The 20,220-nt window shown below is 48.6% G+C and carries 20 protein-coding genes and 1 tRNA gene; 12 read left to right on the top strand and 9 right to left on the bottom strand.

Going from position 1 to position 20,220, the window contains the following annotated elements; all coding sequences use genetic code 11:
• Positions 1-40: 40 nt before the first annotated feature.
• Genes ACZ483_RS01110 through ACZ483_RS01120 form a run of 3 tightly spaced genes read right to left on the bottom strand, consistent with a single transcriptional unit; the run spans position 41 to position 2,844 of the window.
• Positions 41-628 carry a nicotinamidase gene (locus tag ACZ483_RS01110; protein WP_464324334.1) on the bottom strand — a complete coding sequence of 196 codons (588 nt, stop codon included), beginning with the start codon at positions 626-628 and terminating at the stop codon, positions 41-43.
• Between the two features lie 15 nt (positions 629-643).
• The gene (gene sfsA / locus ACZ483_RS01115) at positions 644-1,306 is read right to left on the bottom strand and encodes a DNA/RNA nuclease SfsA (RefSeq protein ID WP_464324335.1); all 663 of its coding nucleotides are present in this window, start codon (positions 1,304-1,306) and stop codon (positions 644-646) included.
• Entirely contained in the window at positions 1,306-2,844 is a 1,539-nt protein-coding gene (locus ACZ483_RS01120; protein ID WP_464324336.1) for a sigma-54 interaction domain-containing protein, read from the bottom strand. Before ACZ483_RS01120 ends, sfsA begins: the two co-directional genes overlap by 1 nt.
• Before the next feature lie 27 nt (positions 2,845-2,871).
• Here ACZ483_RS01120 and ACZ483_RS01125 point away from each other — a divergent pair.
• Positions 2,872-2,945, top strand: a tRNA-Ala gene (locus tag ACZ483_RS01125).
• A 188-nt stretch (positions 2,946-3,133) separates the two neighbouring features.
• Here the strand turns inward: ACZ483_RS01125 and ACZ483_RS01130 are convergent.
• Genes ACZ483_RS01130 through ACZ483_RS01140 form a run of 3 tightly spaced genes read right to left on the bottom strand, consistent with a single transcriptional unit; the run spans position 3,134 to position 4,767 of the window.
• The gene (locus ACZ483_RS01130; protein ID WP_464324337.1) at positions 3,134-3,691 is read right to left on the bottom strand and encodes an STIV orfB116 family protein; all 558 of its coding nucleotides are present in this window, start codon (positions 3,689-3,691) and stop codon (positions 3,134-3,136) included.
• Positions 3,692-3,715: 24 nt separating this feature from the next.
• Positions 3,716-4,393 (bottom strand): transposase, encoded by a 678-nt coding sequence (locus ACZ483_RS01135; protein WP_464325156.1) that lies wholly within the window; start codon positions 4,391-4,393, stop codon positions 3,716-3,718.
• Positions 4,390-4,767 (bottom strand): transposase, encoded by a 378-nt coding sequence (locus ACZ483_RS01140; RefSeq protein WP_464324175.1) that lies wholly within the window; start codon positions 4,765-4,767, stop codon positions 4,390-4,392. Before ACZ483_RS01140 ends, ACZ483_RS01135 begins: the two co-directional genes overlap by 4 nt.
• Positions 4,768-4,878: 111 nt before the next feature.
• Here ACZ483_RS01140 and ACZ483_RS01145 point away from each other — a divergent pair, with 111 nt between their 5' ends.
• Positions 4,879-5,019 carry a TM1812 family CRISPR-associated protein gene (locus tag ACZ483_RS01145; protein WP_464325157.1) on the top strand — a complete coding sequence of 47 codons (141 nt, stop codon included), beginning with the start codon at positions 4,879-4,881 and terminating at the stop codon, positions 5,017-5,019.
• 10 nt (positions 5,020-5,029) lie between these two features.
• Here the strand turns inward: ACZ483_RS01145 and ACZ483_RS01150 are convergent, their stop codons facing one another.
• The gene (locus ACZ483_RS01150) at positions 5,030-5,716 is read right to left on the bottom strand and encodes an SDR family NAD(P)-dependent oxidoreductase (protein WP_464324338.1); all 687 of its coding nucleotides are present in this window, start codon (positions 5,714-5,716) and stop codon (positions 5,030-5,032) included.
• Positions 5,713-6,591: a DUF86 domain-containing protein gene (locus tag ACZ483_RS01155; protein ID WP_464324339.1), complete on the bottom strand. Its 879-nt coding sequence runs from the start codon at positions 6,589-6,591 to the stop codon at positions 5,713-5,715. The genes ACZ483_RS01150 and ACZ483_RS01155 overlap by 4 nt, the downstream gene beginning before the upstream one ends.
• A 120-nt stretch (positions 6,592-6,711) precedes the next feature.
• Between ACZ483_RS01155 and ACZ483_RS01160 the strand changes: the two genes are divergently transcribed.
• From ACZ483_RS01160 to ACZ483_RS01175, 4 genes are read left to right on the top strand one after another with little or no spacing between them, the layout of a single operon-like run.
• Positions 6,712-9,156, top strand: coding sequence for an ATP-dependent Clp protease ATP-binding subunit (locus ACZ483_RS01160; RefSeq protein WP_464324340.1), 2,445 nt, complete (start codon positions 6,712-6,714; stop codon positions 9,154-9,156).
• A gap of 41 nt (positions 9,157-9,197) precedes the next feature.
• Positions 9,198-11,534, top strand: coding sequence for an outer membrane protein assembly factor BamA (gene bamA / locus ACZ483_RS01165; protein ID WP_464324341.1), 2,337 nt, complete (start codon positions 9,198-9,200; stop codon positions 11,532-11,534).
• A 14-nt stretch (positions 11,535-11,548) separates the two neighbouring features.
• Entirely contained in the window at positions 11,549-12,358 is an 810-nt protein-coding gene (thiD, locus tag ACZ483_RS01170) for a bifunctional hydroxymethylpyrimidine kinase/phosphomethylpyrimidine kinase (RefSeq protein WP_464324342.1), read from the top strand.
• The gene (locus ACZ483_RS01175; RefSeq protein ID WP_464324343.1) at positions 12,340-12,867 is read left to right on the top strand and encodes a CPBP family glutamic-type intramembrane protease; all 528 of its coding nucleotides are present in this window, start codon (positions 12,340-12,342) and stop codon (positions 12,865-12,867) included. The genes thiD and ACZ483_RS01175 overlap by 19 nt, the downstream gene beginning before the upstream one ends.
• Here ACZ483_RS01175 and aroD read toward each other — a convergent pair.
• Positions 12,805-13,461 carry a type I 3-dehydroquinate dehydratase gene (gene aroD / locus ACZ483_RS01180; RefSeq protein ID WP_464324344.1) on the bottom strand — a complete coding sequence of 219 codons (657 nt, stop codon included), beginning with the start codon at positions 13,459-13,461 and terminating at the stop codon, positions 12,805-12,807. The two genes, ACZ483_RS01175 and aroD, sit on opposite strands and share 63 nt — an antisense overlap.
• 21 nt (positions 13,462-13,482) lie before the next feature.
• Here aroD and coaE point away from each other — a divergent pair, with 21 nt between their 5' ends.
• From coaE to ACZ483_RS01210, 6 genes are read left to right on the top strand one after another with little or no spacing between them, the layout of a single operon-like run.
• Positions 13,483-14,073: a dephospho-CoA kinase gene (coaE, locus tag ACZ483_RS01185; protein WP_464324345.1), complete on the top strand. Its 591-nt coding sequence runs from the start codon at positions 13,483-13,485 to the stop codon at positions 14,071-14,073.
• Positions 14,070-14,585, top strand: a complete 516-nt coding sequence (locus tag ACZ483_RS01190) for an NTPase (protein WP_464324346.1) — start codon at positions 14,070-14,072, stop codon at positions 14,583-14,585. Before coaE ends, ACZ483_RS01190 begins: the two co-directional genes overlap by 4 nt.
• Positions 14,586-14,631: 46 nt before the next feature.
• Entirely contained in the window at positions 14,632-16,776 is a 2,145-nt protein-coding gene (locus ACZ483_RS01195) for a heavy metal translocating P-type ATPase (protein WP_464324347.1), read from the top strand.
• Positions 16,694-18,286 carry a phosphoglycerate dehydrogenase gene (gene serA / locus ACZ483_RS01200; RefSeq protein WP_464324348.1) on the top strand — a complete coding sequence of 531 codons (1,593 nt, stop codon included), beginning with the start codon at positions 16,694-16,696 and terminating at the stop codon, positions 18,284-18,286. The genes ACZ483_RS01195 and serA overlap by 83 nt, the downstream gene beginning before the upstream one ends.
• A gap of 16 nt (positions 18,287-18,302) precedes the next feature.
• Positions 18,303-19,244 (top strand): DNA polymerase III subunit, encoded by a 942-nt coding sequence (locus ACZ483_RS01205; protein WP_464324349.1) that lies wholly within the window; start codon positions 18,303-18,305, stop codon positions 19,242-19,244.
• Between the two features lie 6 nt (positions 19,245-19,250).
• Positions 19,251-20,126, top strand: coding sequence for a PSP1 domain-containing protein (locus tag ACZ483_RS01210; protein WP_464324350.1), 876 nt, complete (start codon positions 19,251-19,253; stop codon positions 20,124-20,126).
• Positions 20,127-20,220: the final 94 nt, after the last annotated feature.

Below are 20,220 nucleotides of genomic sequence, written 5' to 3' on the forward strand. Positions count from 1 at the left end.
CCTTACAATGTTTTTCTAATAAAATTTTAGTCTAATTTTGTCAAATTGTCAAGTCCTTCAGCTCTATACCTACCGCTCCTCTCTCTAACATGAGCTCTACTGCCTTCTCGCTGTCTCCAGGTTTAACGTCCACACCCTTTATACCGTCGAGGAGAAGTAGGGCTCCAAAGCCGAGGTTCAGAGCTCCCAAGACGGTGTTCTTCACGCAGTAATCGGTGGCAACTCCTCCGACAAATACCCTTCTTACACCCCTTTCTCTCAAAAGGGATTCTAAAACCGTTCCCTGAAAGCCTGAGTAGGCATCGAAGTCGGGGGAGGTTCCCTTGGAGATTATGAACTTGTTATCGAGGGGCATTTTGAGATCCTTGTGAAACATAGCTCCTTCGGTATTCTGGACGCAGTGGGGAGGCCAGACACCCCCGTATCCTTTGAAGGATATATGGTTTTCCGGATGCCAATCCCTCGTAAAGAAGACGGGGAGTCCCCTCTTTTCGAAGAGCTCTATATACTCGTTGAGAACGGGAACTATCCTATCCCCTTCCGGAACTGGGAGGGCGCCACCGGGCATAAAGTCGTTCTGCATATCTACAACTATGAGAGCATCTTGATCGGTTATCCTCACCCTCATCTTATCCACCTCCTATCAGATCTCAACAGGTAGCTCTCTTTCTATATATATTTCCTCTAAGGTCACCCTGCACCCGAAGGCGTGTATCCTGTATCCCTTCCTGCCGAACTCTTTTAAGCTCTCTGAGAACTCTGGGTCTGTCTTCCAGTTTGGACCAAAGCTCTCAGCGTCCTCCCTCTGGACAACAAATATAACGGCAGGCTCGAAGGAATCGGCGAGGTTCATAAGCTCCTCAACGTGCCGTTTTCCTCTGATCGTAGGAGCATCCGGGAAGAGAGCTTTCCCGTCTACAACAAGATTCACGGACTTGGTCTCGATCAAAACTCTGTCGTTTATAAGCAGATCGAACCTCGAGCCACCGAGGGGAAATTCAAACCTGTAGCTCTTCAGCTCCCACGGATAACCGCTCTTACTCAAATACTCCACGAGGAGCTTCGGTGGAAGGTGGGAGTTCACGCATACGAGGGTTTTGGGATGTTCAACGAGCAGGAGCTCGAAGCCGTACTTACCGCTTGCCTTTTCCCTCAGATAAACCCTCTTTCCCCTTTGCAGGAGTTCACTGAGTCTTCCCGTGTTCCTTATTAGAGCTTTCTCCTCCTTTCCTTTAAGATCTACGAGACATACAAAACGGTTTAATCTCTCCAGAAATCTGGCGGGGATGAGAGGATCGAACTTCATCAGAACTTCTTTATCTCTATTCCGTACTTCTTTATCCTGTAGTCGAGCTGTCTTAGAGTATATCCTAAGAGCTTTGCAGCCCTCGATTTTACATAGCCTGTCATCTCGAGAGCCTCTATTATCTTCTCCCTCTCGGTAGCTTGGATGTGTTTCGGAAGATCCATAACCCCTTCCTTCCTTTTCCTGTGCCTGCTGGCGAGTATGTGAGGGGGCAGGTCTATATCCTTTATGAGACCCCCATGCATTACGACGAGTCGCTCTACGGTGTTCTCAAGCTCCCTCACGTTCCCGGGCCAGTCGTAATCCATCAGAACCTCGAGGGCTTCCGGAGATATGCGAACCTTCTTCCCGTACTTGGAGTTGAAGCTCTCAAGGAAGTGCTCTATCAGTATAGGTATGTCTTCCCTTCTCTCTCTGAGCGGTGGGACGTAAACTGGAACCACGTTTAGCCGGTAGTAAAGATCCTCTCTGAACTTTCCCTCCTCAACCATAGATTTCAGGTCTCTGTTGGTCGCCGCTATTATCCTCACGTCTACCTTTATCACCTTCTCACCGCCGAGACGTTCTATTTCCCTGTCCTGTATAACTCTCAGGAGCTTAGCCTGAAGGGAGAGGGGCATATCGCCTATTTCATCGAGGAAGATCGTTCCTCCGTCGGCAAGCTCAAACTTTCCCTTCTTAGAAGTAGTAGCTCCCGTGAAAGCTCCTTTCTCGTAACCAAAGAGCTCCGCCTCGAGTAAGGTCTCGGGTATCGCAGCGCAGTTTATTGTTATGAAAGGCTTCTCTTTCCTTTGGCTCATGAAGTGTATAGCCTTGGCTATAAGGCTCTTTCCGGTTCCGCTCTCTCCGAGGATAAGGACTGTTGTATCTGTCTGGGCGACTTTCTTAACAGTTTCGATGAGGTTCAGGATAGCGTCGCTCGTCCCCACTATGCCGTGAACGTTGTAGTTCTTTTTAAGTTCTTCCCTCAAAACCCTCTTTTCCTCCTCCCACTCCATCCTCTCCTCTTCCATCTTCCTGCTCAGCATGTAAAACATTCCTATCAGTGTTCCCAAGATCATCAGGATCTCGAGACCCTTCTCAATGCTCTCCCTCGAGGAGAAGGTCTTGAAGACCGAAAGGACGCCGACTATATCCCCTCCAACCCTGACGGGGACCGCTATAAAGGTCTCGTCTCCCGTAAGTCTTTCCCTCACCCTCGTCTTGTTCAGGAAGTCGGAGCTTGACTTGAGGTCCGAAAGAACCGCCGGAATACCGGTTTTATAGACCTTCCCGGTGATACCTTCTCCCTTTTTAAAGATGCCTCTCTTTACTTCCTCTTCGGAAAAGCCAAAAGCTCCTACTATCTTAAGAGCCTTTATATTTTGATCAAGGAGTGTCATGAAACTTAACCTTACGTCCCAAAAGGAGTAAAGAGCCTTGAGTATCTCGTTGATAGCTTCCTTAAAGTCCAACCCCCTGCTCAGTATCTTCGCAACTTCATTAATAATAGTTAACTCTCTCGACTCTAAGCTCTTCCTGTCCTTGAGACTTTCCATGGACTAAGTATAATTTATAACCTGTATGGGGACGTAGCTCAGACTGGGAGAGCGCCGCCCTCGCACGGCGGAGGTCGGGGGTTCAAATCCCCTCGTCTCCATTTTCTTTTCCTTAAAATTCAAACACTTCCGAAACCCTCGATGCTCAAAGCTTTGTTGGCCAGTGGGTAAGATGCTAAAAGCTTTGTACACCTTTACGCTATGGATTTACAACGGAACCTCTGTATATGTTACCATGACAAACAGGAAAAACTTATGGGCAGCATACCTTGAACAAAACAGCAACATCTCACAATACCTTAACAAACCTAAAGGAAAAGAGGTTTTTAGCAACTATTTTATTTATCTCCTCCTCCGTAAACACCTGACCTTCTTTAGGTCTAACCTCTATCTGGAAGACTAAAGCCTTGTCCCCCGGCTTAAGAATGAGCTTCTCGCGTCTCACCTGAACCTCCTTTCCGAGAAAACGGCTCAATACCTTTGCAGTGGATTCATGGGAGATGTAGGAGACCCATGGATTGGTTTCCAAGAGTTTTGTGGCTTCCTGAACCGGTATCTTCTCAACTTCCACAAAAGCCTTTTTGGAGGTGAGCATGCTTAAAGAAAAGGCGTTCAGGAGATAGAGCTTACCCGCAAATTCCCCTCCTATCCTGTGAACGACCTTCTCGCGATGGACGAGGGCTAAGCATTTGTAGTCTTCAAGGAAATAACCAAGAGCGAAGGCGAAGGAGTTAGAAGTCTCAAGAGTTATGCGTGTGCAGTTCCTTAGCTTGCTCCTCAGATAAGCTGCGGTCAGGTAAGCGTAAAGGTGAGCGTTCTTCTCATCAATCAGAGGTTCTTTAAACACAAGTGAAAGGGTTTTATCACCGGACTAAACTTTTGCGAAACATGAGCGATCTCCCATAAAGTCTTTGAACAGGAGCAAGACCAGTCTATCATCAGGGAAAGAAGAAAACCTCAAACTTCGTCGTATCGGTAACTCAAAAAACTCAAGCAGATCCAGAATCCGCAAGTAAATGTCAGGCATAACAAGAGAAAGAAGAAACCTCTTGAAGTCTATACCACTTAGCCTTGCCTTGAGCCTTATAAGCCTCACATGCCATACAGCCAGTATCCAGAGCTTTATAGCCCTGAGCCTCCTTACCATATAGTCCTCAAGTCCCATCCCCTTCATAATCCTTATCTCATGCTCTATATCCCATCTCACCTTGTAGTAGCTCTCAAACCTCTTTGCACTCAACCATTTGTTGCTTATTACCACCTTCTCCTTATCTGTTCCTTCCCCTATCCTATAGGCGTAAAGGCACTTGTCTATACCTCTGAGCTTTATCCTTTCAGGCTTGGGAAACCACAGATCCCTTAATTTGTGTCCTGTCTCTTCATCTACTCTCCTCTGGCTTATGGCGCAAACAAAGTTTATCTCTTGAGAGAGAAGGAAGTCAATAAGCCTGTTGCAGGTAAGCCCTGCATCGCAAAGAAAGAGGAGATTGGGGAAAAGCTTTTTCAGTGGAGGAATGAGATCTCCGAGAACAGATATCAGAGCATCTATGGGCTTTTGTCAATCAGAAGCTCCAAGTAAATAGGGATTCTGAAGTTTTGAACCGAGAGGCTGATAACCAGGGCTTTGTGAGCAAGAACAGATCTTTTGAGGGAAGGATCGTAGAGCTTTCTGATACCTTCTATCTTTGAGCCTGTTTTTCTCAAGAGAGTGGTATCTGCTATGAGGAAGGCGGTGGTATCTGAAGGGTTAAGCTTACACAGGAGTGAAGAAATGAGATCTCGGATCAGAGGCATAGGATTGAAGTTGGTAGAGCTAAGGAATCTTGAGAGGGCAGAGGCAGAATAAGTAGGAGAGGATGACAGAGTGTAGGGGGATTGTGAGAAAATATTAAGTAGAGCGTGGTACTTGGTTTCGTTTAACATAGCTTCACCTCCTCGGGGACTTCCTCGGGGAGGTTCTTTTTTATCAACTTGAGTGGCTTCCTGTCAAGATCTGCAAAACTTTAGTTAGAAGGTTTTCAACTGAAGAAAAATATTTCCGAGCGGAACTTTTGGGCACATAGCGGTTTTGAAGGGAATGTGACTAAGCTAATCATGAAAAAGGGTAAACTGTACGTGAAGTACGGCCCTTCGGTTCGCGATAAACTTCAGAATTTTTTAATTCATAGAGACTGAGAAGCGGAGTTTATATCTTCCTCACGTCCACGAAGGATCCGCTCTCGAACTCTCTGAGCTTTGGGAGAAGATCGAATATTAGCTTGGCAGCTTCCTCGGGAGTTCTCTTATCCGCTTCTCTTATCCTCTTCACGGAAGGATACTTCTCCGGATCCTGCTTCATAACCTCCTTGAGCATCGGGGTCAGGACCAGTCCCGGCGCGAGGGCTATCAGGTGGGAACTCTCCATCTCCCTTGCGTAGAGCTTTATGAGGCAGTTCAACGCGGCTTTGGAGATAGAGTAGGCGTTCCAGCCCCTGTTGCAGTTGTGGGCGGCACCGGAGGATATCCCTATGACCTGCTTTACGGGGATCTTCATATCGATGAGCGTATCGAGTATAACCTTGTTAGCCCATACGTTCACATCCATTACCTCTTGGAACCTGTAGAGGGGAACATCGCGCATATCCCCGAACTCCCCGAGGATACCCGCGTTCAGTATGACGAGGTCGAGATTCTCTACGTCTTTTAAGAGCTCAAGAACCTTGAACTGAACCCTCTCTAACTCCCTGAGATCACATCTCACGAACTCTATCCTTCCCTTAAGATCTTCGGGCAGGCGCCTGCTCAGGGCATAGACTCTGTAACCTCTTGCAATAGCCTCCTCCGTCAAAGCCTTACCCAAACCCGATCCTATGCCGGTTATAAATAGGTTCATCTCTTGACGCTCCTCTCCTCTAAGAGTTTCCTAAGGCTTTTCGAGATCTCCTTAACTATTATTTCAAACTTCGGGTTGAGTTCCTTCAGAGACTCGTAGAGCTCCTCCGGGGGAACTTCCCAGGTGCTTATGAGCTTGTTCTTCAGGTTCGTCATCTTAAAGACGTCCATGTAGTGCTCCTGAGGGATTATCCCGTGCTCGACCATCTTGGAGAGGCAGTCGTCTCCGAACTTCTTTATCCCGAACTTGGGGGCGAGGTGCTTGCAGATGTCGAAGAGGGAGTCGTAGGCTACCTGATAGAAGTACTTGGTCCTGTCGTAGTACATCGGCTTGCTCTTGAACTCTTCGAGCCCCTGAGAGAGAACGAAGTCAATCTTCTTAACCGAGTCCTTTATGAACTTGGACTTCTCGTTGAGTAGGTCGAAGTCTATCAGAAGGTAGTTACCCGTTGTCTCCTTGATGTACTCCACCACAGCCCTTGCGAACTCCTTGAACATAACGAGGTTCTCCCTCATGAAGTCGTAAAGCTCTTCGGGAGAGACTGATTCCTTTAGATCCCTGTACTTGAAGTAAAACTCGGTGAACTTTCTCAGCCTCTCCACATCCTCCATGCCTATGTGCTCGGCGAGCTTAACAAGGCAGTCCTTGGAGCTCGTTCTGAGACCGAGAACAGCGGACATGTGTCTGCAGACCCTCATGGAGCTCTCGAAGGCTAAGTTGAAGTCTATCCTCACCTTGTCGAGAACGAGCTTGTTGCTAAGGAACTCCTCTTTCGGGAGGGAGAGGTGCTTTTTCAGATCCACGTAAGACTTCTCGAGGTTCTGAAACGCTTCGACTATGAGGCTGATCTTAAAGCCCTTCTTCTTGGTAGCCATCCCGCTTTAGAATAAAGTCCCTTAAGGTTCCTGTCAAATGACGGCGGTCAATGACCTTTAACATGGTATTGTCATGGACTGCCCTTATTGTTATCTTATAAACTCAAGTGAGGTTAGGACATGTTTGAAAAGTTTACGGAAAGAGCAAGACAGGTAATACTTCAGGCGAGGGAAGAGGCTTTAGACTTAGGACATAGCTATCTCGGAAGCGAACACATTCTGCTCGCTCTGATAAAAGAGGAAGATATCCCTACCCTCGTCCTCTCCAAGTTTGGACTTACGCCTGAGAAAGTTAGAAAGGCGGTGATGGGGCAGATCAACAGAGGATCCCACACCGGGGAGATCCTCTTCGCCCCCGACGCCAAGAGGGTGATAGAGTTCGCCGTTGAGGAAGCGAGGATACTCCACCACCAGTTCGTCGGTCCCGAACACCTTCTCATCGGTATAGTTCGTGAGAAGACGGGACTCGGCGGAAGGATACTCAGGGGCTTCGGTCTCGACGAGTACTCGGTGAGAAGGGAGGTCCTTCAGATACTCGGAGAGCTTCCCCCTCAGGAGAGCGTCAAGTACGCTCCTACACCCAACTTAGACAGGTTCTCGAGGGATTTAACCCAGATGGCGAGGGAAGGGAAGCTCGACCCCGTTATAGGAAGGGAGAGGGAGATAGAGAGGGTTATCCAGATACTCGTGAGGAGGAGGAAGAACAACCCCGTTCTCCTTGGAGATCCCGGTGTAGGTAAGACGGCTATAGTGGAAGGCTTAGCCCAGAGGATCGCCAACAAGGAGGTCCCCGAACCCTTGCTCAACAAGAGGGTGGTTGCCCTCGATCTCGCTGCTCTTGTGGCGGGGACCAAGTACAGGGGTCAGTTCGAGGAGAGGCTCAAGAACATCCTCAAAGAACTGGAGAAGGCTCCTAACGTGATACTCTTCATAGATGAGATTCACACCCTCGTGGGTGCCGGTTCTGCGGAGGGTTCGATAGACGCCTCCAACATGCTGAAGCCCGCCCTTGCGAGGGGAGAGATACAGGTTATCGGTGCAACCACCTTGGACGAATACAGGAAGTACATAGAGAAGGACGGAGCCTTAGAGAGGAGGTTCCAGCCCGTTCTGGTGGATCCACCTTCAGAGGAGGACACTATCCAGATCCTCTACGGACTCAAGAAGAAGTTCGAGGAGTTCCACGGCGTGGAGTACACCCCCGAAGCTATCGAAAAGGCGGTATCCCTCTCGGTCAGGTACATAACCGACAGGAACCTTCCCGACAAAGCCATAGACGTGGTGGACGAGGCTGGAGCTTTAGTTAAGCTCAAGGCAATGGATCTACCTCCTGAACTTAAAGAACTCGAGGAGAAGATAAAGGAGCTCGAGAGGGAGAAGGAAGAGGCTGCTAACGAACAGGACTACGAGAAGGCGGCGAGGATAAGGGACGAGGAGCTGAGGCTGAGAGCTAAGTTCGAGAACCTCAAGACCAAGTGGAAGCAGGAGATGGAGAAAGACAGACCCAAGGTTACAGCCGAGGACGTCGCCGAGGTCGTGGCGAGGTGGACGGGAATACCGGTCAGAAGGGTTCACGAGAGCGACATGGAAAAGCTACTCCATATAGAGGAAGAGCTCAAGAAACGCGTGGTTGGTCAAGACGAGGCTATAAAAGCAGTGGCGAAGGCTATAAGAAGGTCGAGGGTAGGACTCAAAGGTAAGCATAGACCGATAGGCGTTTTCCTCTTCCTCGGACCCACCGGTGTGGGTAAGACGGAAACGGCAAAAGCCTTAGCCGAATATCTCTTTGGAACGGAGGAAGCGCTGATCAGGTTCGACATGTCCGAATACATGGAGAAGCACACGGTTTCCAGACTCATAGGTGCACCTCCCGGATACGTGGGATACGAAGAGGGAGGACAGCTCACCGAGAAGGTTCGCAGAAGACCTTACTCCGTTCTGCTCTTTGATGAGATAGAGAAGGCTCATCCCGACGTCTTCAACGTCTTCCTCCAGATCTTCGACGACGGAAGGCTCACCGACGGACTGGGAAGAACCATAGACTTCTCCAACACGATCATCATCATGACCTCTAACCTTGGTGCGAGGATGATAGTTCAAGGCGGAACTATGGGATTTGAGAAGAAGTTCGGTATGATCGACTTCGAGCAGATGAGAAAGAACGTGATGGATCAGGTCAAGAGGACGTTCAACCCCGAGTTCCTCAACAGGCTCGATGAGATCATCGTTTACAGACCGCTCGAGAAGAAGGATGTGGAAAAGATACTCGACCTACAGGTGAAGGAAGTGAACGAAAAGCTCGAAGAGTGGGATATAAAGGTCAAGCTCCATAAGAGCTTCGTCGATTGGATAATAGACAAGGAGTACAAGCCCGAGTTCGGTGCAAGGAGTCTCAAGCGCGCCCTCCAGAAGCATGTGGAGGATCTCCTTGCTGAGGAGCTCATTAAGGGAACTCTTAAGGACGTTGAGCTCGTGGAGATAAGAGTAAGGAACAACAAACCTTACATAAAACCGGTCAAGAAGAAAGAGAAGTTAGAGGAGGCTCTCCTCAAGGAGTCCAGTTGAAAGGGGAGTCTCTCCCTCCCTTCTGATATAATACGTTTTCCGTGGCAAAGAGTATAACAATCTTGCTGCTCTCTCTCTTTGTGACCGTAGGACTATCCCTTGCCCAGATAGTCAGTAAAGTAGAGGTGAGGGGAAATAAGTACGTTCCCGAAGATCTTATAAAGGAGATTATCACGACAAAGGAAGGATCCCAGTTCTCTATAGAGAGGGTAAGAGAGGACATAAAGAGACTCTTCAGAACGGGGTTCTTTAAAAGGATAGAGGCTCACAAGTTCGAAGAGGACGGAAAGGTGAGGCTCCTCTTCGTTGTGGAAGATCTGCCCGTTATCTACAAGATAGAGTTCAGGGGGAACAAAGAGCTCGATGACGAGGACCTTGCGGACAAGCTGGGTGTGGAGACGGAGGTAGGGAAGATAGACGTTGACGAACTTATCACCGGCTATACCTCGAGCCCGGCGATAGAGGAGCGGGTGGAGATCCAGAGGAGGATAAAGCTCGGAAGGGTTCTCTCTCAGAAGGAGATAGACTTCTTGGCTAAGAGGATAAAAGAAATCTACAGGGAAGAGGGATACCCTGACGTGGAGGTCGTTCCCGAGATCGTTCCCAAAAAGGGAGCTTCAAAGCTCGTGTTCCATATAAGGGAAGGAGAGCAGAAGTACGTAAGGCACATCATCTTCAAAGGCAACAAGACCTTCTCCTCGGGGAAGTTAGAGGATCTAATGCAGACGCAGGATAGGAACATCTTCATATTCAGGTTGAAACCTCCCTTCAGTGAGGAAATTCTGAAGGAGGATATAGAAAACATTAAGGAGTTTTACAAGGGAGAGGGCTTCTTTGAGGTAAAGGTTGATTACAAGGTAGAAAGGGAAGGAGGCAGGCACGACATTTACGTTTTTATAGAAGAGGGGCCGAGATACAAGCTAAAAGAGCTGAGAATAGAAGGAAACACTCTCTACGCCTACTCCGAACTTGTGGGTAACATACTAAAGAAGAACAGTAAGAAAGGTGGATACTACAGGGTGGAGGTAATCGAGAGACTCAAAGAGAACATAAAAGACCTCTACTCTGAAATAGGCTTTGCCAACGTTACGGTAGAGGAAAAAAAGGATGTCGATGTCGAAAAGAAGACCGTATCTGTCCTTTTAAAGATTCATGAAGGCAAGCCCGTCTACGTGAGAAAGGTCAAGGTGAAGGGAAACTACGAGACGAGGGACTACGTGATAAGGAGGGAAATGAGAGTTCAAGAGCAGGAGCTTGCTATAAAGAAGGGGCTCAAGAGATCGCGGAGCAGAATACTGAACTTAGGATATTACGAAGACGTTCAAATCCAGCCTTTCCCTGTAGAGAAGAATAAGTGGGATTTACTCGTGAAGATCAGGGAGAGGTTCACTGGTCAGTTCTCAGTAGGGCTTTCCTACAACGAGGTGACGAAACTCTCCGCCTTTGTTTCGCTTAAGAAGGGCAACTTCCGTGGAACAGGAGATATCGTGGGTCTTTCCGTTAGCTATGGTTCCCAGTATAAGGACAACTCATTATCTTACACAGACAAGTGGTTCCTCGAAAAGCCAGTGGATCTGACCTGGTCCATCTTTGACAGGAGAACAAAGTACACGACTTACACCGTTGAGAGACAGGGTATCAGCGTCACCTTCTCCCGAGAGTTCTGGGAGTACTGGAGATGGGCAGTAGGAGTCTCTGTTCAGAGGATAAAGTACTCTGATATAGATGAAAACGCCTCTTCCTTTATAAAAGAGCAGGAAGGCAGGAGGGACTCAAGGAAACTTACCTTTTCTATATCTCGGGACACGAGGGACTTCTTCCTGTTCCCAACGGAAGGGTCCTACGTTAACGCAAGCTATACGGTGGCCGTTCCTGTTTTAGGAGGAACGGAGAAGTTTCACAAAGTTGTGCTTACAGGTTCTAAGTTCTTTAAAGATACGTTTTTCGATACAGGTCTCGTCTTAAGTACTAAAGGAACCGTTGGCTTTGTTGAACCTTACGGGGGCGAGGAGGTTCCTCTTGATGAGAGGTTCTTTGTGGGAGGGGACTTTACCATAAGAGGATACGACTACGGTATGGCCGGTGTTGTGGATCAGAACAACGATCCGATAGGGTCAACCAAAGAGTTAATCCTGAACTTTGAACTCAACTACAAGCTCCATCAGATGCTCTATCTGGGCGCTTTCTTCGATACAGGTCTTGGAGCCGATGAGTGGAAGGACTTTGATCCCAAGAACTGGAGGGGAGGCTATGGTATAGGAGTAAGGTTAATAACACCTATGGCTCCCATAAGGCTCGACTGGGCTTGGAAGACCAAGAAGGTTCCCGGAGACACTTCACCGTCGAGGATCCACTTCGTGATAGGCGGTTTCTTCTGAGTATATTTAATCTCATGGTCCCGAGGGCTCTTACAATCGCCGGTTCCGATCCCAGTGGTGGAGCCGGAGTTCAAGCGGATTTAAAAACCTTCACTGCTCTCGGCGTTTACGGGATGAGCGCCATAACCTCCATCACCGTCCAGAACACCGAAGGGGTTCTCTACACGAAGGATCTTCCCCCCGGCCTTGTTTACGATCAGATAAAGGTAGTCTGTGAGGACATAGGTGTGGACGCTGCAAAGACAGGAATGCTCTCGAACACCGAGATAGTCCTGAGCGTTGCCAGAGCGATAAAGGACTTCAGGATAGATAAGCTCGTCGTGGATACGGTGATAAGATCCAAGAACGAGTTTTCCCTCCTGAAGGACGAGGGTGTGCGGGCTATGGTTAAGGAACTCTTCCCCTTGGCTCTCCTTGTAACTCCGAACATAGATGAGGCACAAGCACTATGCGGCGAAGAGATTAAGAAGTTGAGGGATGTGGAACTCTGTGCAAAGAAGATATTGGAGATGGGACCGAGGGCTGTACTTATAAAGGGTGGGCATATGGAGGGTAGCAAGGCGATAGACGTTCTCTACACTGGAGGTGAGGAGTTCCACTACTTTGTTGGTGACAGGGTTAAAACTAAAAACACCCACGGGACTGGATGCACCCTCTCCGCTGCAATAACCGCCTTCCTCGCAAAGGGAAGCGACTTCTACGAAGCTATAAAGAGGGCTAAGGATTACATTCAGGGGGCGATAGAGAACAGCCTGAGCGTAGGGAAGGGTAGGGGACCCCTGAAACACTACTGGAATATAGAGAGATGCGTCGAGGACTTCTGATTTATGCCGGTCTTATCTTACTTCTTTTCTTAGGGAAGCTTCACCCTGTTCTGGATTTCCTTCCCTTCCTTTACATGTTGCTACCGATGTTTTTTCTCCCTGACGATAGGATCGGCTTCAGGAATTATCGCAAAGGTCTTCTCTACGGATCCTTTCTATTCCCTTTATTGCTTATCTTCCCGCCCGATCTTTCCTGCCCTGCGTGGATCCTTAATCAGCTCGGTGTTGCAACAGCCGAGGAGGTGTTCTTCAGAGGGTATCTCATAAATGTATTCGGGAACTTCAGAACTTCTCTCCTTTTCTCCTTTGCTCACCTGGTAAACTACCCTAACTTAAACTCTCTCCTGACCTTTTTCCCTTCCCTACTCTTTGGATACGCCTATCAGAAGAGCGGATCTATCTTGGCTCCCGTTTTACTCCACTTCACCGCCAATTTAATCTACTCCTCATTTGTAAAAGAGTTCCCTCAGCTTTACCATCTCCTCCAGAGGGAGCTGACCGGGAGCTAAGGACTCGCCGAGGGAGGCGTAGCTTATCACAGAGCCGAAGACAAAGCCTGCGAGCCTCGAAATTCTACCGATCTCTCCCATAGCTATAAGTATCTTCTCGTACTTCTCCTGATTGCCAACGCAGAGGAGCCTCGCCACGTCTTCGTAGGAGTTAGCTTTTACCGCTACCTTCGGGATACCCCCGTACCTGTGTTCCTCTCTCAGAACCTCCCTTATTATCCAGTTGGCGGGCGTGAGCTCGAAGTTGTGAAAGGAAACTATAAGGTTCCCTCCACCCTTAGAGACTGCGTTCCTGACAGGAATTATCAGATCCCTCGAAGACAGCTCTACGTCCGCGTAGTCACTTTCGGGGGCTACCTTTTCGAATATCTCCCTTCTGTTCGCCACCTCTCTCCCGCCTTCCTCGGGAGATCTGACCGTCAGTATGGTCCTGAGTCCCTCCTCCTTAGCCGTCCGAAGAAGGTCGAGAACGTAGTCGGGATCTGTCTTTGAAAACTGATCGACCCTGAGTTCCACTATATCTGCACCTTTTTCCTTAGCTTCTTTTACCCTTTCTTTAAAGTCCTTATCCGTGAGAGGAACGGCGATGAGCATGGGATTATTATAGTAAAAGCGATGAAGAAGATAGCTCTTACGGGAAACATAGGCTGTGGGAAGTCCACCGTTGCCAAGATCTTTGAGGAGCTCGGTGCAAAGGTGATCGATGCGGACGAGGTTATAAGATCCTTTTACAGGAAGGGACATCCTATTTACAGTAAAGTTCTCGAGGAGTTCGGAGAGGAGATATTAGATTCTGAGGGAAACATAGACAGGAAGAAGCTGGCTGATATCGTCTTCAACGACAGGGAAAAGCTGAGGAAGCTCGAGGAGATAACCCACAGAGCCCTCTACGAAGAGCTCGAAAGTTTCTACCGTTCACTTCCTGAGGACAGCGTTGTTATCGTCGAGGCGAGTTTACTTATAGAGAAGGGAACCTACAAAAATTACGATAAGACCGTTGTCGTTTACGCTCCCTACGAGGTATGTAAGGAGAGGGCTCTGAAGAGGGGCTTTTCCGAGGAGGACTTCGAGAGGAGATGGAGGAACCAGATGGACATAGAGGAGAAGGTGAAGTATGCGGACTACGTGATAGACAACTCTATGGATCTGGAGAGAACGAGGGAGCAGGTAGTGGAAGCCTTCAAAAGGATAAAGGAGGACCCATGAAGATCTTTATAACCGGAGAGCCGGGAGTTGGGAAGACAACACTTATCAAGAAGATAGTTCAGAAACTCGGGGATAAGGCCTACGGCTTCTGGACGGAGGAGGTGAGAGACAGGAAGACGAAAAGGAGGACCGGCTTTAAGGTCGTTACCACCGAAGGCAGGGAGGTTCTCTTTGCGAGCAAGACCTTTACATCCAAGCACCTCGTGGGATCTTACGGAGTGAACGTGAAGAGGTTCGAGGACGTGGTGATTCCTCTCTTAGAAAGATACGAAAAGGATAAGGTACTGGTAATAGACGAGATAGGGAAGATGGAGCTCTTCTCGAAGAGGTTCGGGGATATTGTGAGGGAACTCGCCCACGATCCTACCGTAACCATGGTGGCGACCCTTCCTATAAGGGACGTCCATCCGCTCGTGAGGGAGCTCAGGAAACTGCCCGGAGCGGTTCTGATAGAGCTTACGAGGAATAACAGGGAGGGAATGGACGAGGAGATCATGAAACTATTAACGTGAAATTAAAGACTTGTTTTAACAGGCTCGTAAGAATAAGCTAAAGTCCATGAAGCGCACCTTTAAGGTTGAGGGAATGTCCTGCGTGAACTGTGCGAGAACCATAGAGATAGCCTTGAAGAAGAAGGAAGGGGTGAAGGGAGTCGAGGTATCCTTCGAGCTCGGAAGAGTCAAGGTATCCTTCGATGAGAGGAAGATCTCTGAGGAGGAGATAGTAAGAACCATAGAGGATCTCGGATACAGGGTAGTAGAGGATATCGACCGCCGTAGGGATCTATATATACTCTTGTTGTCCGCTCTCTCTTCTCTACTCATAACTCTGTTGATGTTCTATCAGGTTCCCTACGGAATGGCCTTTCAACTTCTCCTCTCGACCTTCGTCCAGATAGTTGGGGGGTGGAAGTTCTACGTGGGAGCCTACAACTCTCTCAGGAACGGAGTAGCGGGTATGGATGTTCTCGTAGCTCTCGGGACGTCGGGAGCTTACCTTTACAGTCTCTTCTCTTTCCTCGGAATACTTGGGGGGTATCCCTTCTTCGAGACCAACGCCTTTCTGATCACCTTCGTCAGGGGTGGAAGGTTTATAGAGGAAAAAGCTAAGGAGAGGGCAACTTCACTGCTCAAGAGGCTCCTTTCCGTTCAGAACTCCGAGGTTACGGTTTTTGAAAATGGAAGGGAGATTAGGAAGAACGTGAGGGAGATCTTTAAAGGAGAGGTCTTCCTCTGCAGGACAGGAGACATGATCCCCCTCGATGGCGTTATCGTGGAAGGGGAGGGTTACGTTTCGGAAGCTGTTTTGACAGGAGAACCGGAGGCTAAGCCTAAAAAGGTGGGAGACAGAGTTATAAGCGGTTCCATCGTTGAGGAAGGCTATCTAAAGATAAGGGCTGAGGCTACCTACGAAAGTTCTTACCTCTCAAAGGTGAGCTCCCTCGTGGAAAGAGCTCTCTCAGACAAACCGAAGGTTCAGAGAGTGGCCGACAAGGTCTCTCACTACTTCGTTCAGTTCGTCGTGGCTGTCGCAGTTCTCACCTTTCTCCTGTGGTTCTGGAAAAGCGGAGACCTCCAGAGGGCTGTCCAGTTCTCCCTCGCCGTTCTCGTCATATCCTGTCCCTGTGCTCTTGGCATAGCCACACCTTTAGCGGTAACGGTTGGACTCTCCATGGCTCTTAAGAACGGAATACTCGTAAAGAAACCTTCGATCCTCGAAGGCATACCCAAGCTCGACGTTCTCATCTTTGACAAGACCGGAACGATCACGGAGGGAAAGTTCAAGGTTATAAAGCACGAGCTCTACGAGAACGGGGCAATAGATTTGGCTTACTCCTTAGAGGCAAGATCCAATCACCCTATCGCCGTCGCTATAAGGGAATTTGCGAGGAGAAGCGGAGCGAAGGAGATACCGCTGACCGACTGCAGGGAGATAATCGGCAAAGGTGTTCTGTGCGGTGATTACTTTATAGGGGAGGAAACTTCAAAGAACGGAGCGAAGGTGATTTCCTTGAAGAAGGGAGAGAAAACTCTCGCGAGATTCTACCTAAGAGACATACTGAGACAGGAAGCAAAGGAGACGGTAAAGAAGGTTAAGGAGCTCGGTATCAGAACCGTCTTACTCTCCGGAGATAGGAAGGAAAACGTGGAGAGGATGGCTCGGGATCTCGGCTTTGACGAGTTCGTGGCTGAGGTCAGTCCGGAAGGGAAGAGGGAGTTCGTAGAAAAACTACAGAAGGAAGGGAAGACAGTCGGTATGGTGGGGGATGGGGTGAATGACGCTCCTGCATTAGCTCAGGCTGACGTTTCCTTCGCCGTTCCCCAAGGTGTGGATATAACAAAGCAGGTGGGCGATGTGGTTTTACTCTCGGGCATAGGGAAGCTCCCCCTGACCTTGAGGCTTGGAAGAAGGGTCCGCAGGAAGATCTTTCAGAACCTCGGCTGGGCTTTCATCTACAACGTTATAGGCATCCCTGTTGCGGCAGGCGCACTCTATTCCTACGGAATAGTTCTGAAGCCAGAGATAGCCGGTTTGATGATGGCTCTCTCATCCCTGAGCGTGGTTCTCAACACACTCCTGCTTTATAATAGTTTTCCTAAATCCCACGGAGGAAAGGGAATTGTACAAGGTACTCATAACGGATCCGATAGCTCCGAAGGGTATAGAGCTTCTCCAGAGAGAGCCGGACGTAGAGGTTTATAACGAGCCGGAGATATCCTACGAAGAGCTTTTAGAGGTAGTTAAGGACTTCGACTGCATAATAACGAGGAGCAGAACTCCCGTAACCAAGGAACTCCTCGACAGAGCCACAAAGCTTAAAGTAGTAGGCAGGGCAGGAGTAGGCGTTGATAACGTGGATATAGAGGAGGCGACGAGGAGGGGTATCCTCGTAGTGAACACCCCGGGAGCGAACACCATAGGAGCTACTGAACTCACGATGATGCACATGCTCACGATCCTGAGAAACGGACACAGGGCTCACGAGTCCATGCTCGAACACAGATGGGACAGGAAGAGGTTTATGGGAGAGGAGCTTTACGGGAAAACCTTAGGGATTATAGGGCTTGGAAACATAGGATCACAGGTGGCGATCAGAGCTAAAGCCTTCGGTATGAAAGTTATGGCGTACGATCCCTACATACCGAGGGAGAAGGCGGACAAACTCGGTGTGAAGCTCGTCGATAACCTCCACGATATGCTGAAAGAGATAGACGTTCTGACGATCCACGCTCCCCTAACCCATGAGACAAGGAACATGATAAGCGAGAAGGAGTTCGAGATAATGAAGGAGGGGATATACATAGTCAACTGCGCGAGGGGAGGAATAATCAACGAGGAGGCGCTTCTAAGGAACCTCGAGAGCGGTAAAGTTAAGGGTGTAGCTTTAGACGTTTACTCTAAGGAACCACCCCCTCCTGAATTTGTAGATAAACTGAGAAGGTTTGAGAACGTTTCCCTCACACCCCATATAGGAGCTAACACCTACGAGTCTCAGGAGAACGTTGCGGTCATAGTAGCTCAGCAGGTTCTAAAGGCTCTCAAAGGACAGACCGTAGAGTACGTCGTAAACGCTCCCTTCCCCGATCTATCCGTTCTAACTCTCATAAAGCCTCACCTCGACCTCGCGGAGAAGATGGGGAGGTTTATGGTTCAGTGGTCTGAAGAGGGAATAAGAGAGGTACACATAGAGGTCAGGGGAGACATATCGGAGCACTTCCATCCTATATCCGCCGCGGTTCTGAAGGGAATTTTAGAGGAGGTTGTAGATTTCCCCGTGAACATAATAAACGCTACCTACGTCGCCAAGGATAGGGGGATAAAGGTGGAAGAACTATCCTCCGAGGAGACTCCTGACTTTAAACACTACATAAAGGTGGTCGTCAGATCAGATGGCTCCGAGAAGGTAGTTGCAGGAACGGTTCTGGAGGGATCGCTTCTGAGGATAGTGCAGATCGACAGATACAGGGTGGACGTGGAGCCGGAGGGTATACTCCTTGTCTTCGAGAACAAGGACGTTCCGGGAGTTATAGGTAAGATAGGCTCCGTCTTGGGAAGTGCGGGAGTGAACATAGCGGGCTTCAGACTCGGAAGGGAGAAGAAGGGAGGAATAGCTCTCGGTATCCTCAATCTCGACGACCACGTTCCCGAACATGCCTTAGAGGATCTGAGGAGCATACCGGAGATACTCTTCGTCAAACAGGTGGTTCTTTAAGGATTAAATTTATCCTATGCGCCTCAAAGATCAGGAGAGGGTTAAAAAGTTCTTAGAAACATTACATTCGAGCGGTAGGCTCCCAAACTCCTTTTTATTCTATGGACCTGCCGGTGTAGGGAAAACGACCTGTGCCCTGGAGTTCTCTAAGGGCGTACTCTGTCTTAAAAGAGAGGTGTGGGGGTGCGGTGAGTGCCCCTCCTGTATCCACTTCGAGCACACGGAAAGGAAGATCTTAAACGAAGAGTGGGAGGAAATATCGGTTTACGAAGAAGAGGGAGGTAAAAGGAGCTTTCTCTACCTCTTGGGAGAGCATCCAGATTTTATCTTTGTCCCTCCTTCGGGAAGTAGCTTAAAGATAGACCAGGTCAGAGGCGTGAAGGAGTTCGTAAATAAGAGACCGGCCCTTTCTAAGAAAAAGGTTGTCCTCATGGACAACGTCCACAAGATGACTAAGGAATCGGCAAACGCACTGCTGAAGGTTCTTGAGGAGCCCCCTGAAGATACACACTTCTTCTTAGTGGCTCAGGGTAAGGAAAACCTGCTTCCTACAGTCCTGTCAAGGACATATCAGGTAGAGTTTTCTCCTTTAGACAGAGAGACGTTCTACGAACTTCTGGGAGAGGAAAATAGAGAGCTTTACGAACTCTCTGGAGGCAGTGTAAGCCGCGCAAGAGATCTTAAGAAGGAAGATAGGGTTTTTAATCTCGTGGAGGACCTTTTAAGCGGAGATCCAAAAAAAGTTTATAAAGCCGTAGAAGAGGCGGAAAGGCTTGAGAAAAAGGAGATTCTCGTCTATCTTTTAGAGGAGAGAGCGAGGAAGTCTTTTCTCGAGGGTAGATTGGATTATGATAGATTTGAGGTTGTCATGGGCAGGCTCGGAGAGATTAGGAACGGTATAGACAGAGGTATAAAGCTTAGCCTTGCACTCGTATCTTTGCGCACCCTGTGGAGGTGAGAACTCATGAATTACATAAAGGTTCGAAGCTTTGACACAAATAAGGTCGGTGTTCTTGACGGTTGCGATGAGGAGCTTGTAAGAGATGAAGTCGTGGTTATAGAGGCTGAGGATAAGGGCGAGGACGTGGTCAGGGTCCTCGGAAGCTCTAAGGAGGACAGCCCATCTGGAATAAGATTCCGCTTCGTCAGGAAAGCGACGGAGAAGGATATAAATAGGTTCAAGAGGAATCAGGAGGAGAGTAAAAAGGCTTTCAACACTTGTAAGGAGAAGATAAAGGAGCAAGGGCTCCAGATGCACCTGCTCAAAGCTTACGTTCCTCTGAACTCAAAGAAGATCTTCTTTTACTACACCGCCGAAGAGAGAGTGGATTTCCGCCGTCTCGTAAGGGATCTGGCAAGGGTTTTCAAGAAAAGAATCGAGATGAGACAGGTGGGAGTGAGGGATGCGGTTCAGATACTCGGGTGGATAGGACTCTGTGGGGAGGTTCCCTGCTGTATAAAGTTTATGGAAAAGTTCGACTCCATATCCCTTAAGGATATAGAGGAGCAGAATCTGCCCCTCTCACCATCGAAGTTTACGGGACCTTGCGGCAGGCTCGTTTGCTGTATGTCCTTTGAGAAGGAGAACTACCTGATCAAAAACCTTTTCCCTGAAAAGGGAACCGAAATATGTATGGACGGTAAGGTGGGTAAGCTTTTAGAAGTTGATCCTCTAAGAGGTGTTGTTGTTGTTGAGTTCGAGGATAGGAAGAAAGAAGTAAACATGTACGATATGCTCCCGAAGGGCTACGAAGTTGCCTTGGAGCACTGTCGGGCTTGCGGAGGCTGTTGTAGAAGATTATCAGAGGAATCGGTGTATGAAGCTACTACGCACAGTTAAGAGTGCTTTAAATAAACTTTTCATCTTTGAATTAGAGGACGGCTACCTAATCGAAAGTGTGCATTATAGGGGGGATACCCTATGTATATCTACA

This window comes from Hydrogenivirga okinawensis, from assembly GCF_055385515.1.